This window comes from Streptomyces sp. NPDC044106, assembly GCF_056433985.1.
The window spans coordinates 42,487-56,579 of record NZ_JBWKFZ010000031.1; the positions used below are offsets into that span (position 1 = coordinate 42,487).

Consider the following 14,093-nt stretch of genomic DNA (forward strand, 5'->3'; position numbering starts at 1 on the left):
AGAGGCGGCCGGTCCGAGGTGAAGTCCCGACGGCGTGCGCGGGCGTCGTCGGGGCATGCCCCGCCTATGTCGTGCCTACGTCACGTCTTACGACGGCTCGCGCCCCGATGCCGCGCTGGGGCTGCCGGCTCGCCGACGCTGCCTCTGCCGCCGCCTCCGTGCACGTGACGCCGCGTCCTCACGGACGGCATCGAAACCGGCAAGGTCATCGGGACCCTGTATCCCGGAGGCCAGCTTGCGAATCGTCGGATACTCGAAGATGTCCACCATCGACAGCGAGCAGCCGACCGCCTTGTTGACGTCCCCGGTCATCCTCAGCGCCAGGAGGGAGTGCCCGCCCAGCTCGAAGAAGTTGTCGTCGATACCGATGCCAGTCAATCCCAGAAGTGACTCCCAAACGGCGGTGATCTTCCGCTCTATGTCGTTCTCGGCCGGATGGTACTCACCGCTCATCTCAGGGCGGGGCGCCCTGTCTGCGGGCTCGTCGACCGATGGTTCGGACGAACCGCCTTGGCTTCCCACCCATTCCTCGTAGCGCTGCTGCAGATCGACGCTGGAGACGATCTGCTGACCGGCCAGCCCGCTCCAGCCGCCCCAGAGGACGCGCCGCCCCTCGGCAGGGCGCATGGCGTAGCGGTCGAGCTGCGAGCCGAACGCGCCTTGACGGAACTGCGAGGGGACTTCCTCGTCCTCGCCGAACTCCCATGCCTCCCAGCTCAACACCGTCCAGCGCGAAGGGTGGTGCGGACGCAGCTGCGCCACTGCGGCGTCCAGCCAGGCGTGCAACGAGCCGTAGACATACATGCCGATGCCGCCCAGGGTGGCGGAGATCGACGAGATCACATGGCAGTGCTCGACCTGCAGGCTCGCTGCCACTGCCGCCATGTTGTGCAGTCCACGGCTCTTCGCGGCGAAGCTGGTGCGGCAGAACGCCTCGTCCACGTCCTTGATCAGTTGGTAGTGCATGGATGCGTCCACGCCCGCCGTGTGGACCAGCGTGTCCAGGCCGCCCATCGCCTCTCGGGCGTCACGGCACGCCTCAAGCAGCGAAGCCTGCGACTCGACGTCGGCCTCCCGGATCGTCAGTCGGCCGGGCCACCGCTGCATCAGGGACTCGATACGCGCGGCCCGCTGCCGGCCGGCTTCGTCGTCGCGCGCTTTCAGGTGCGCCAGTGAACTCCGCTGGACCAGGCAGACATTCGCCTCGCTGTTCTCCAGGAACGTTCTCGCGTACTGCAGGCCAACCTGGCCGCCGCCACCGAGGATCACCACAGACCGCGGCGTGCGGTCACGGTCGATCCGCCCCTGTGCCGGCAGGGGAAGGAACCCTTCGGTCAGGCGGTCGGAGTGGCGCAGCACGACGAGCGCCGGCGCGTCGCTGCCCAGCTCTCGCGCCAGAAGCGCTCCGTCCCGGCCGTCGACATCGATCAGGCGGGTAGACAGCGCCGGATACTCCTGGTTGAGCGACTTCACCGCCGTGGACAGGGCGGCGAGGGCTGGGCAGGGTTCCGTCATCACATCGGCGGCCGAGCGGGTGATGATGGTCAGCTTGCGTGGCCCTGCGGCATCCCACTCCTTTACCAGGAAGAGGACGGTCATCAAGGGCCCGAAGGCCTCATTGCCTGCCGAGTCCGGGTGGAACAGCAGCGCGATGTTGGCCGGACCATCCTTCAGCGCCGCAGCACATGACGCACGGTCGCCCTCGACGACGCGGCCGCTCCCGCCGTGGCGGCGCAGGTCGGCGTCCAGCTCTCGCGCGAGTTTCGCAGACGCTCCGGCTCCGTCCGGTATCAGCAGCCAGTCTCCGACGGATCCGCCGGCCGCAGTTGCCTGCTCATCCAGCGGCACCCAGCACTTGCGATAGGCCCGCAGTCCGTCCGCCCGGCTCTGCCTTCGCGGCGTCGTCCAGCACTCCGTCAGCTGGAAGGGATAGTTCGGCAGCGGCGGGGAGGACGGCAGAACGTCCTGATCCCGCGTCTCCCGCCAGCCCACGCGCACGCCCTGCTCCCACATCTCACCGAAGCCGGTGTAGAGCGTCCTCCATGCGTTGTCCTGGTCTGCCGGATTCGGCAGGAGGTTGACGCAGGGATGGCTCGTGGTCTGTGAGGCGAGATTCTTGAGGGTGCGGCCCGGGCCGACCTCGAGGAAGCAGAGGCGGTCCGCATGACGCTCCGCACTGCGGACCGCGTCCGCGAACGCGACCGGTTCGCGCATCTGACGCAGCCAGTAGTCCGGATCGCCGTACTGCTCCAGACCGATCTCGTGCCCGGTCAGCGTCGAGACCACGGGGATCCGAGACTCCGCGAACCGCACGCTTTGCAACGCTTCTCGGAAGAGCGGCAGGATCGGGTCCAGCAGACCGGAGTGGAAGGCGCGGTCTACTTTCAGCGGCTGGCCGTGCAGACCGCTCTGCCGCGCACGCTCCGTGAAGCGGCGGATCTCCTCGACGGATCCGGACACGACGCTCATCGTGCTCGTGTTGAACGCCGCGACGCTGAGGTCGGTTCCGTCCAGGAGCGGGGCGAGGCTCTCGGCTCCCGCCATCACGCTGTACATCGCGCCCGGGGCCGTCCCCTGGACGAGCTCCGCCCGCCGCAGTATCAGCCGGGCCGCGTCCCTGAAGCACAGCGCCTGCCCCACCACCATCGCGGAATACTCCCCCAGGCTGTGGCCCAGCATGAGGTGGGCGTGGACACCGCAGTGCTCCAGGTACTCGGCCAGCGCCACCTCCAGCGCGAGCAGGGCGGGTTGGGTGTGCTGGGGCTCGTTGACGACGTCGTTCCGCACAAACAGAATGTCGTGGTAACTCTGGCCGGAGAGCTCCTCCAGGACGGCGAGCTTCTCGTCGAGCGCGTCACGGAAGAAGGCGGAGTGCTCGTACAGGTGCCGGCCCATGCCGGTGTACTGGGAGCCCTGCCCGGTGAACATCAGCACGACGGCTGGTTCGCCCTGGACGGTCCTGGCACGGCCGCGCCGCTTCTTCAGGCTGGTCCGCAACTCCTCGACGCTGTCTGCCCACACGCTCTGGCGCACCCGGAGGGCGGTGCGCCCCCGTTGGGTGATCTGTGCCGACCTCGCTATCGCATCATCGCTGCCGTCCCACCGCAACCACGCTTGCTGCAACTCCCCGAATGCCTTCTGGTTGGCGGCGGACAGCAGCAACAGTCCGCCCGCCTGCGCCGTCGGGGGCACAGGGGCCTCCAGTGCGCCACCGATGACGACGTGAGCATTCGTGCCGCCGATGCCGAGCGCACTGACGGTGGCGAAGCACTCCTCGTCGGGGAGCTTTCGAGGCTCGGTGTTCACAAAGAACACCGAACTTTCCAGGGCAATATGGGGGTTGGGCTCCCGGAAATTCGCCTGCGGCGGCAGGAGACGATTCCTCAGCACCAGACAGGCCTTGAGCACACCCGCCAGCCCGCTGACCGTGTCGAGATGGCCGAGGTTGGCCTTGACCGATTGCAGGGCGCATGTGGATTGCGCGGCCGTCGAACCTGCCCACGCCTCGGTAGCCGCCGCGAACTCGATGGGGTCACCGAGCTGGGTTCCGGTGCCGTGCGCTTCGTACAACGCGACGCGTTCGGGTGGGATCCCGGACACGCGCAAAGCATGGCGGATGGCTCGCCGCTGCCCGGAGACCGAGGGCGCCGTGAAGCCAGCCTTGTCTCCCCCGTCATTGTTCAGGGCGCTGCCCTCGATCACCCCGAGGATGTCATCGCCGTGGGCGAGGGCCTTTTGCAGAGGCTTCAGCACCAAAGCGGCGACGCCGTTGGTGAAGACAGTGCCGCTGGCCTTGTGGTCGAAAGGCCGTACTGTTCCGTCTGCTGATCGAATCCCGCTGGGGAGATACTCGTAACCCTCTTCATGGGGTGCGGCGAGCGAGACCGCACCCACCAGGGCCATCTCCGCCTGCCCGGTCAAGAGAGCCACGCGAGCGTGATGCAGTCCAGCGAGGCCTGAGCTGCATCCGCTCTGCAACGTCAGTGCCTGCCCCGTTGCGCCCAGCTTCCAGGCAATACGGGTGGCCAGGAAGTCCGGCAGGTTCCCCAGCAGTGCCTCGTTCTCGGTGCCGGCCCGTATCTCGTCGGCGAGATTCGTCCACAGATAGTGGTTCTCGCTTGCCGAGGCGAATACGGCAGTGGTGGGAAGCGCCTGCTTGTCCATGTAGCCCGCGTTCTCCATGGCCCACCAGCAGTGCTGGAGCAGGTGCCGGTGCTGCGGGTCGAGTCGGCAGGCTTCGTTGTAGGAGAAGCCGAAGAAGGTGTAGTCGAAGCCCTTCAGGTTGTCGACGCTGCCCCATGCCTCGACGCGCTCGGCACCTTCTTCGTACGTGTTGTGGTAGAAGCATCGCTTGCTCATCAGACCAGCCCAAAGCTGGTCCAATTCCCGAACGTTCGGGAACTCGAAGGAGCATCCGATGATGGCGATCCTGTTCTTACGCATCATGCAACCACCCCCGACTCTTCTTCTGGTGCACGGTATGAGCCGAACCCATCGGCCGTTCGTCTGGACGAAATCCGTTGACGAGACCCTCCAGAAAGTCGCCGCCTGCTGCCGGAGAATCTGCGACTCAGGTCATGAGGTCAGAACCCATTTAATTGATCACGACGCGACGCATAATCCGGGCCTGCCCCTCGGGCACGGCACCGTCTCCGGTGTGCAGGGTCGCTCGGTTGTCCCAGATCACCAGATCCCCTTCCCTGTAAGAATGGGCATAGATGTATGCCGGGTCTTCACAGTGAGCGAAGATGGTGTTGAGATACTGGTCACTCTGCTCCTGCGACATTCCGTCGATGGCGTCAGTGTGTGTCCAATTGGCGTAGACCGCCTTTCGTCCGGTCGGCGGATGCGGCCGGAAGACCGGGTGCAAGGTGTCCGGGCGCTGGTCTTCTGGATCGATCTGCAGCATGTGCCCGCGGGCCTGGCATCGCTCCATCAGCTTCTGGGAAAAGCCGAACACCGCCTGCTTCCCCTCTAGGGCCTCCTTGATCTCCGCCGGCAGACCGTCGTAGGCGGCCAGAGTGTCGCAGAAGAGCGTGTCACCGCCCTCCTCCGGCACTCTTTCCGCGTAAAACGTGGTGAAGCGCGGCGGAGTCGACTCATAGCACATATCGGAATGCCAGATGTGAAAGCCCGGTCCGGGGTATCCGCGCGCCTTGCCGTTCTCCGCGACGTTCGTCACATACGTCATCTCTGGCCACTGGCAGGTGTTCTTCTTGAGGGGATGAGGGTATATCGTGCCCGCCTTTCCGCAGAAGTCAATCTGCTCCTGTGGCGTCAGCTGCTGGCCAGACACGACGAGAACCTGGTGCGTCGCGGCGAGATCGATAAGCGCCTGCGCGTCGTCCTGGTCGGCCTCCCTCAGATCGAGCCCGTTCACTCGCAGGCCGAACTCCGACGAGGTGAGCGGTTCGGTCTCACATCGTAGCTTCAACTCCGTACCTCCTCTTAATGAACAATCCGATACAAGCCGACAGGGCCGTGACGATCAGTAGCATGACGCCAAGATCCGTCACCGTACGCCCGAATACGATCAGCACCCCGCCGGCGATAAGGAATGTGGACGCGTACTGCTGGAATCCTTGGAGTGCTGTGGCTGCGACCGGCGACTCCGAGAACCCCTGTAGGGCGGTCGAGATAGATGGCCCGAAGTAGACTCCACAATTCAGTTGCATCAACATGATCCAACCGATGAAGACCGGGAACGGCACCGGGAGAGTGCGGGCGGTCAGCAGCAGGACCGCCGACAGTGATAGCTGGATGATGATGCACCGGTCAAACAGCCGTCCCTGCGAGATACGACGAAGGAAGTGAGTGCTCAGGAAGCCTCCGGCCAGAAAACACACCGAAGCCGCCAGGAAAACCAGCGAAAGCGCCCACACGCCCTGATCGTAAATAGAGTAGACGATGAACGGCATTGAGGAGAAGAAGATGAATATCCACCACATCCCGGTGGACGCGTAGATGGCATAGCGCCAGAAGTAGGGAGAGGCCGCAATCTTGCCGTAACCCTGCTGCGGCGCCTCCTCCTCAGCGTGCCAGCGAAACACTGCACCGCGACGGATGAAAAGGATGAGTACCGCACATCCCGCGAGTCCGAGCGTGAAGAATATGCTTCGCCAACTACCGCCTGCCGTGATGATTGCTGCGCCCGCTATCGGGGCGAGCAGCGGCCCCAGACTGGTGACACCGGAGAGGATGGTGTGTCCCCTGGTGACATACGAGGAGTGAAACGTCTGCGTAATCAGCGCCATGGAGAGGACCAGAGTCGTGCACGCGGCCAAAGCCTGTACGACACGCAAGAACAGTATGAGTGCGTACGAAGAGCTTAGTCCGATGCAGACGGAACTCGCGGCGTACCCGACGGCGGCGGCGACGAACAGGAAGTAAACACCCATACGGTCCGCCATGGGATCGACGAGTAAATGGCACAGCGCAAAACTCAGGACGAAGAGATTTAAAATCCATTGGATCTGGCCCGGCGTCAGGCTCAATGCCCTAGCCATCTCCGGTAATACGGGAAGCACCATGTCCATTGAGAAAGCTCCGAGGGACACTGGTAACGCCAGGCTCAGGATGGCGAGTACCAGACGTTTCTGAAGGGTCACAGGGCCTCTGCGCTCAGCTCACGCAGCGTGGCTGCGAACAGCTTCAGCATGAGGTCGTAGTCCTGACGGTCCATGATCCCCCAGTGACTGTGGCCGTAACGCACCGGCAGTCCGATATTGATGGCGTGGACTCCCCTACCGCTCAACTGCAACGACGAGGCGTCATGGCCGTACTGGACCTCGCTTTCCCATTGCGTTGGGATGTTCTCCCGCTGAGCCAGCTTGTAGATGAAGTCGACTAGCCTCGGACTCGGCAGCATGCTCCCGTCGTAGGCGAACAGCGCCGGCCCCTTACCAAGCTCGGGAGTGTCGTCCGTGGTGAACTGCGTGGGGTAGTCCTTCGCGACCCCCATCTCCGCGTTCAAGATGACATCCGGGTCGACATCACCGGCAAGGGCGGTCGCTCCGCGCATGCCGACTTCTTCCTGCACGGTGGCGGCAAACACCACGTTCAGGTTCCGATACGGCTCCGGATTCCGCTTAATCTCACCCAACAGCTCCGTCATCATAGCCAGCGGCGCTCGGTCATCGAGTGCCTTGGCGGCGTAGCGCCTTCCGGAATCGAGTACCCGGAAATTCGCTGCCGGAGTGATAGGCAGACCCGGCCGGACCCCCAGCTCCAGCAGTCGTTCACGTGATAGTCCGGTATCAAAGAAGAGCTGAGCGGACGAAACCGCTGGAGGCGAGTCGAAGTCCGTCAAGACGTGGGGGGCATCCATGCCCGTAATCGCCTCGATCGTCCTGTCCCCGACGGTGATGTGCCACAGGTGCCCCCAGAGGACGTGATCGATCCAGCCACCCAGAGGCCTGGCCCTGATGAACCCATTTTCATCAATCTTGGAGACGATAAATCCGGTTTCGTCCATATGGGCCATGATGAGAACAGTGAGCCGGTCCTTGTCCGGTTCCCCGGGCTTTATCTCGGCCACAACATTTCCCACCCGGTCAACAGTGATACTGCCAATACTTTCTTTCCAGAGCTCGATGACCTTGCCCCTGACCGAGGCCTCGAAGCTGCTCGCACCGGGTAAGTTCGTCAAAGTTTCGATCAGCTGCTCAGTTGCGTCCTGTGCTTTATTCCCAGCAGGCATGTTTTCCCTCTCGTTTATCAACATTACTGACCCGGCGCCGTCAGGCACTGCGCAAATTCCTCATGGCTGGCAGGGCAGGTTCCACACCGCAAAGCTTCCCGAAGGAACGAAACCCTGCTTCCTATAAATGTTCAGCCCGTCGGGCGAAGCCTGCAAGACACACGTGCTTGCTCCCCGCTGGTGAGCCACCCGTAGCGCTTGCTGAAAGATCTCGGTTCCGAATCCGCGGTTTCGCCGGTGCTTGGGCGTGGCGATATCGAAGATGCCCGCCACGTTGCCCGTCAGGTAAACGGTCGCCACGGACACGGGTTCCTCGTCGGCGTAACCGACTATCTGGATCAGGTCACCCGGGAGCTCTTCGCGATGTTCGCCCGCCAGTAGATAGATGGCCCTGACGTTCTCCGCTTCAACAGGGTTTTCGGGTTCAAAAATGGAAGACAGCGTCCGGCCGAAATCCTGGAAGCGCTCCGCGGTGTCACAGTACTCGACCCTCGAGTGGGCCGATAGTTGCCCTGGCAATGGCACCAAGTGCTCGAGGTACATCCCGACGTCGTATTCTTCGTGTACCCACCCGGCTCGCTGCAACTTCTCCTCGGTCTCGGGGGATGAACCGGAGAGCCACCATGCGGCAGGGTTGCCTTGCTCCCGATAATGGCGTGTCACTGTTTCGATGTCATCCACATCGGTTGGCCAACCGAACACGGTATTGAAGGTATCGGACTGCAGGCCACAGTCTATGTATTGAATCCCAGCCAGCCGGTAGACGGAGAAATTGGGAACCCGCCCGGCAAATGCCGCGAACTTCGCCATCATGTTGCCAGGAATGATCTGCGCCAGGTAAGGGTCATGCGAATTTCTCATAGAGCTTCCCTTGAATCTATTACCTAGAGGATGCGGCAGGAAAGTATCACAGAGGGAAAGGTAGGTGCGGTCCTCGACCAGCGCACCACTCAAGTCCCTTCGACACCAAGAAGGTGACAGTCAGTCATCATCAGGTGCCGTAAATGGGGGGACGATCAGCAGGCGCTGAAAATGGCCAGATGGGAGATTCTCGCCGATAGGTTGGTTATCGACCTCGACCCAGGCATGGGCTGCGAATGGATTTGTTCGCACGCCAGTACACCACGTGGGCCACGCACCTCGGGCGCGGCACAGCAACGCGACGGCAATGGAACGCTGCAAACACCCCTGCCCTGCACAACGCAAACTCACCGTAGTGACAGCATGTCGGGCGGAAAGAGCTTGCTCGGCGGTCGCCGGTGGGACATTCCTCCGGATGAACTCCAGCGTCACCCGCAGTCGGGCCGGTGACATCCTGGCCATAAGCCGGGCGACGCCCACAGCGGCAATCGGAACGATGCGTCTGCGTACAGGAAGTCGGCGCTTTTCGGGCAGGGAGACCGGAGAGCTCATACTCCTGACTCCAGCAGTTCTGCTGAGCGAAGTTGGCACGTAAGACGCGAGATGTCGGTTTGAGCCTGATCGAGATCGATGCCGTGCCGAGACGTCAACTCTATGGCGACGGCATCAGGTGTCGCTCCTGCCAGAAGCTGATCCAGAATGGCAGTTCCCGTACGGTTCAATTGCCAGTATCGGCCGGTGCGTTGGTGGAGAAGTACCATTCCGTCGTCGGTACGGGCAAGAACAGTATCCTGGTTTAGACGTATGGGCATCATTCCTCCTCGGCGATGCTACTTGGTCGTGGCGCGAAGCCATGTCTCGCAGCCCAGAAGGTGCTCAAGCGCAATATGTCGCGAAGTGTCAGCCTGGGGCTCCAGCAATTGTCTGCGCAGCACCTTGGTATCGATCAGCCCGCGGGCGGCCAAGGCGGAATGTGTGAAGACATCCAGCACTGCGGGAAGATTCTGGCGCAGGCCAATACGAACGTCCTCGCTAAACTCGCCTTTCGTGGAGCGTCGCAGTATCTCGTCCGGCACGATGCCACGCATCGATGTGGCTAGGAGAGGCTTATAGGCTCTAGGGGTGGCTCGCTCGTCCAGCCGCACCGCCAACGCTGCCTCCACCGTGCGGTCATCGAGGTAGGGGAGCTGGAGTTGGATGCCGGCTTCCGCAAACACACGCGCCATCTGTCCGTACGCGGGCCCATTGGTGCGCAGGGCCTGCAAGAACTGGTGCTGTCCCCGGTCAGCAGCCAGGGGCTGTGCCATTTCAGATGCACGGCGCAGTGCGGCCTGTGCGGCCGACACCGCTTCATCGGACACCCATGCCTGGCTCCGCAGAGGCACGAAGTTCCATTCCAGCGGTGGGAAGCGGCGGGGAACAGTTGCCCCGGTGAGCCCGCTGGCCTGGTCACGCCACCACTGAGCGATGTCTCTAGAGCACGTCAGTTCGGAGATCGACGCCGCCAGCGGCCAGCGACTCAGTGACCGATGGCTACGAAGATGCTGGATTGCCGTCCATGGGCGGCGCCGCAGTAATCGGTGCAGGTAGCCGGGAAACTTGTAGAAAAGTTCGTCCGCGCCATGACCTGCCAGATGCCATCGCGAGCCCTTGTCGGCCAAGCGGCGGGCGCTGAACCTGGTCCGGGCGAGTGTGCGGCTGAACAGATAGGGATTTTCAGTGTCCACGTGATCTTCCGGATTGCTGAAGATCGTCGGCAATTCTCTCTGCGGGACGACGAGGTTCTCAGCATGTGGTAAAGAATGTGCAGCATGCGAGGCGTAGATTGCGTCATCATTTCCGGCCTCGGCCTCACCCCAACGGAATATGAGGAGATCCGGACTGCCACGTGCCGCCAGAAAGCTCAATGAAGTCGAGTCGAGTCCTCCCGAGAGGTCCGCACTGAGCCTCCCTTCGCGAGGGCGCCTGCCAGCCATGCCCGCCGTCAGCGCCTCCCGTACCGCAACGGCCCCGCGTTCCAAGGAATTCTCTGGAGCTGGTGGCTGCCACCAGCGGACCTCGCGAACGCGGTTCGGCGTCTGCACCACGTAATGATCCGGAGGTACTGCGGCGACACCGGTCCATAAGCTCTGTTCGCCCAACGGTGACGGCAGCATGTTTCCGCATGCCACCCGGGTAGCGAGCACCTCTTCATTGATCGATGCGCCGGTCATGGATGCGAGTACATCAGCCCTGTCGCTGACGACCGGTACACGTCCCAGATACGTGTAAAAGAGGCGACGGAGGCCGGTGAGGCTGCCTTGGGTGCGAGTTTTCCCGTTTACTGATACGGCGAGATGAAAGCTGCCGTGCAATGCCCGAGCAAGCCGGTCCGCATCGGACGGGGTATGGATCAGTCTGGCGAATTTGGCGAGTTGGGTGGTGGTGACCGGGCAATAGCCAATCACCACCACCCGCACTGGGCCTGCATCCGCTGACACGACTTCGTCAGGACCCCAGCAACCGACCACCCATGGACGACCCGAGGAGTGAGTGAGCACCCTCGGAATGTCGAATGGATGTGCATCGCCAGCTGGTTGCGCATCCAGAGTATCGGGCAGCACGACAAACCCAGTGCACACGGCGGCTCCCCTTAGGCGTTGAAAATCGCGGAAGAGTCCCAAATGGTGCCGAAGGAACCAAGGGTGTCTTTCGAGAACTCGCCGACTTCCATCACTATCGGTGTCTCGTAGAGCTCATACTCAAGAGCATGCTCCTCCATGACGACCTCCCATCCTAGAATTTCGTTATTCGGTTAGCGGGATCTCCATCTGAGATCCTTGCGCTACCCCGGGACACTACGCTCATTCCCATCCCGAGATCCACATGGATATTCCGATATAGCGATAGGGCAATCCTTTTAGCGTACTAACGGCTGTCCCGCAACTGCTGGTCAGGGGTGAGATGATCTTGCCGTGGCTGGTGTGATCACGGCGTCGGAGCCCTCCTGGATAGGCCCGTTCACCGGGCTGAGCCCTCGGCAGTTCAACAAGCTGATCACCGCGCTGCGGCGCGAGGGAGCCGATCCGGTCCGCAAGGGCCGGCCATGGTCGCTTCCCTTGGAGGACCGGGTGCTACTGGTGGCCGCGTACTGGCGTACCAACCTCACCTTGCGCCAGCTCGCCCCACTGTTCGGCATCTCCAAATCCGCGGCCGACCGGATCGTCGACCACCTCCGACCGGCCCTCGCCCTTCAGCCCCGGCGACGGTTCCGCAAGGACACCGTGCTGATCGTGGACGGGACGCTGGTCCCCACCCGGGGCCGGGCCGTGGCCGCCTCCAGCAAGAACTACCGCTACTCCACCAACCACCAGGTCGTCATCGACGCCGACACCCGCCTGGTCGTCGCCATCGGCCGGCCGCGGCCCGGCAACCACAACGACTGCCGGGCCTGGCAGGACTCCGGCGCCAAGGCCGTCGTCGGCACCAATCCCACGGTGATCGCCGACGGCAGCTACTGCGGCACCGGCCTGACCATCCCGCACTACGCCGGCACAAGAACGCGGAACTACCGGCCTGGAAGGAAGACCACAACGCCTCCCACCGCAAGGTCTGCGCCCGCGTCGAGCACACCTTCGCCCGCATGAAGAGCTGGAAGATCCTGCGCGACTGCCGTCTACAGGCGACGGCGTCCACCACGCGATGCTCGGCATCGCCCGCCTCCACAACCTCACCCTCGCCAGATGACCGGGGAACAATGCTGGTCAACCAGCACAACGTAGATCATTTACGGGACAACCTCTACTAGGACTCCGTTAGGTCTATCTTGATCTCGCGGCGGGGTGTGTTCGGGCGGGCAGGGCTTGATGGCAGGTGGTGCAGACGCCGGTCCAGCACCTCAGGATGTTCTGGAGAGTATCGAGGACCTGGTAGAAGGTGAGTCCGGCCCGGGTGTTTTTGGGGACATACGCAGTTCGGTGAGGAAGGCATGGGCCGCGGTCACCAGAGTGACGTGGTGGTGCCAGCCGGGCCAGGAACGACCCTCGAAGTGATCAAGGCCGAGGCCGTGTTTGAGTTCGCGGTAGTCGTGCTCGATGCGCCAGCGGACCTTGGCCAGCCGGACCAGATCAGCGATCGGGGTGTGGGCCGGCAGGTTGGACAGCCAGTAGTCCGTGGGAGCCTCGGCGCCCTCGGGCCATTCGACCAGTAGCCATGCATCGGGCAGGATCCCGTCCCGCCAGCCTTGTTCGGCGGAAGCTGCAGCTTTGATGGGACGCTCGACAGCTTTGCCGGCCGGCCGGACACGGACGGTGGCGAAGCGGGAACGTAACTCCCCTCGCGAGCCATGCCGCCAGGTGAGGGTGGTGAAGGCCTCTCGCTCGAGTCCGGCTGCAAGGGCCGCCACTTTGGGTGCGGGTTCGCGGTAGCGGGGCTGGGGCCAGCAGTCGACCGGCCCCTTGCGGGCCGGGGCGTGTGGCTCGGTGTCGAAGGGATGGGCGGTCGTGTCGGCCCGGATGGCGAGCACGTAGGGCAGGTGACGGTCGTTGAGAGCGGCCCGCAGTGGTGCGTTGGTGCCATAGGCGGCGTCGGCGACCAACGTCGGCGGGGTCATCCCCCAGCCGGGGAGAGTATCGAACATGTCCAGGGCAAACCGCCACTTCTCTTGGTGGGTGGCCTGCGGAGGGACGAGGGTCTTGGCCCGGCGGCCGTGGTCGTCGGCCCATTCCTGGGGCAGGAACAGCCGCCATTGCAGCGGACAGGAAGCGGTGTCGCTTGCCGCGTGGACACTGACGGCGACCTGGCAGTTGGCGCGTTTGCCCAGGGCCCCGCAGTACTGCGGGGCCGTCGCGACCGACATCCGGCCGTCCTTGGGCACCGACACGTCATCAATGACCCAGGCCGCCGGGCTGATCAGCGGCAGCAGTCGTTCGTTGACCCGGCGCTGCACCGGCAGCGGATCCCACGTCGACTGGTTCACAAACTGCTGCAGATTCTGCTCGTTGCCGTCTGGCAGCCGCGCAGCCATCGCCTGGATCGATTTGCTGCGGCCATCCAGCATCAGGCCCCGCAGATAGCAGTCGCCCTTGGCCCGCTGATTCTTACGCGGCACCGTGGCGAACACGTCCGCCACGAACAGCGCCAAAGCCGCCCGAACACGCTTCACTTCATGTGCATCCACACCTTCAACATGCTCTTGATCAGCAGAAACGGGAATACCTAACGGAGTCCTACTAGTGCTGGATTCCTCTTTCGCTGGGTATATGTCCGGGTGGCGGGGACGTTGGTGGTACTCGGGGGCGGGTGCTGGACGATGGTTTTACGGGCGCGACCGGGGCGTGACGAGGATGAGCGGACCGTCGTTCGCCGGTTGTCGCGGGCACGGAAGGCTCCGCGTGATGCAGTCATGCGGGCCCGGATGATCGAGCTGAGCTGGTCGGGGCTGCGGGTGCCTGCCATCGCCGCGGAGCTGGACTGCAGCCAGAAGACGGTCCGTTGCTGGCTGCACCGCTTCAACCGCTCAGGCCTGCAGGGACTGGACGATCTGGGCGGGCAG

11 protein-coding genes and 1 pseudogene are annotated in these 14,093 nt (G+C 63.4%); 2 read left to right on the forward strand and 10 right to left on the reverse strand.

Annotated features, from left to right (window positions below; genetic code table 11):
- Positions 1-87: 87 nt before the first annotated feature.
- From AC07DI_RS36325 to AC07DI_RS36365, 9 genes are all read right to left on the reverse strand, one after another.
- Positions 88-4,446, reverse strand: coding sequence for a type I polyketide synthase (locus AC07DI_RS36325; RefSeq protein ID WP_478909104.1), 4,359 nt, complete (start codon positions 4,444-4,446; stop codon positions 88-90).
- A 148-nt stretch (positions 4,447-4,594) separates the two neighbouring features.
- Positions 4,595-5,434 (reverse strand): TauD/TfdA dioxygenase family protein, encoded by an 840-nt coding sequence (locus AC07DI_RS36330; RefSeq protein WP_478909106.1) that lies wholly within the window; start codon positions 5,432-5,434, stop codon positions 4,595-4,597.
- On the reverse strand, positions 5,418-6,608 hold the full coding sequence (locus AC07DI_RS36335; protein ID WP_478909107.1) for an MFS transporter: 1,191 nt from the start codon (positions 6,606-6,608) through the stop codon (positions 5,418-5,420). The genes AC07DI_RS36330 and AC07DI_RS36335 overlap by 17 nt, the downstream gene beginning before the upstream one ends.
- Positions 6,605-7,747, reverse strand: a complete 1,143-nt coding sequence (locus AC07DI_RS36340) for a M20/M25/M40 family metallo-hydrolase (protein ID WP_478909109.1) — start codon at positions 7,745-7,747, stop codon at positions 6,605-6,607. The genes AC07DI_RS36335 and AC07DI_RS36340 overlap by 4 nt, the downstream gene beginning before the upstream one ends.
- Before the next feature lie 12 nt (positions 7,748-7,759).
- Positions 7,760-8,653: a GNAT family N-acetyltransferase gene (locus AC07DI_RS36345; protein WP_478909110.1), complete on the reverse strand. Its 894-nt coding sequence runs from the start codon at positions 8,651-8,653 to the stop codon at positions 7,760-7,762.
- Between the two features lie 27 nt (positions 8,654-8,680).
- Entirely contained in the window at positions 8,681-9,112 is a 432-nt protein-coding gene (locus AC07DI_RS36350) for a lasso peptide biosynthesis B2 protein (protein ID WP_478909112.1), read from the reverse strand.
- On the reverse strand, positions 9,109-9,375 hold the full coding sequence (locus AC07DI_RS36355) for a lasso peptide biosynthesis PqqD family chaperone (protein WP_478909114.1): 267 nt from the start codon (positions 9,373-9,375) through the stop codon (positions 9,109-9,111). The genes AC07DI_RS36350 and AC07DI_RS36355 overlap by 4 nt, the downstream gene beginning before the upstream one ends.
- 15 nt (positions 9,376-9,390) lie before the next feature.
- Positions 9,391-11,019 carry an asparagine synthase-related protein gene (locus AC07DI_RS36360; RefSeq protein ID WP_478909115.1) on the reverse strand — a complete coding sequence of 543 codons (1,629 nt, stop codon included), beginning with the start codon at positions 11,017-11,019 and terminating at the stop codon, positions 9,391-9,393.
- A 173-nt stretch (positions 11,020-11,192) separates the two neighbouring features.
- Entirely contained in the window at positions 11,193-11,321 is a 129-nt protein-coding gene (locus AC07DI_RS36365; protein ID WP_478909117.1) for a lasso RiPP family leader peptide-containing protein, read from the reverse strand.
- A 193-nt stretch (positions 11,322-11,514) separates the two neighbouring features.
- Here AC07DI_RS36365 and AC07DI_RS36370 point away from each other — a divergent pair.
- Positions 11,515-12,286: pseudogene (locus AC07DI_RS36370) on the forward strand (transposase).
- Positions 12,287-12,437: 151 nt separating this feature from the next.
- Here AC07DI_RS36370 and AC07DI_RS36375 read toward each other — a convergent pair.
- A complete protein-coding gene (locus AC07DI_RS36375; protein ID WP_478909119.1) occupies positions 12,438-13,718 on the reverse strand; it encodes an IS701 family transposase in 1,281 nt (426 codons plus the stop codon).
- Positions 13,719-13,943: 225 nt separating this feature from the next.
- Here AC07DI_RS36375 and AC07DI_RS36380 point away from each other — a divergent pair.
- Positions 13,944-14,093 (forward strand): helix-turn-helix domain-containing protein (locus AC07DI_RS36380; protein WP_478909125.1); only part of this gene is annotated, 150 nt, incomplete at its 3' end.

Bases quoted from the DNA above. Each gene is read 5' to 3' on its own strand.
- AC07DI_RS36325 (WP_478909104.1), bottom strand. From the start codon at position 4,446: ATGATGCGTAAGAACAGGATCGCCATCATCGGATGCTCCTTCGAGTTC.
- AC07DI_RS36365 (WP_478909117.1), bottom strand. From the start codon at position 11,321: ATGGAGGAGCATGCTCTTGAGTATGAGCTCTACGAGACACCGATAGTG.
- AC07DI_RS36350 (WP_478909112.1), bottom strand. From the start codon at position 9,112: ATGAGCTCTCCGGTCTCCCTGCCCGAAAAGCGCCGACTTCCTGTACGC.
- AC07DI_RS36355 (WP_478909114.1), bottom strand. From the start codon at position 9,375: ATGATGCCCATACGTCTAAACCAGGATACTGTTCTTGCCCGTACCGAC.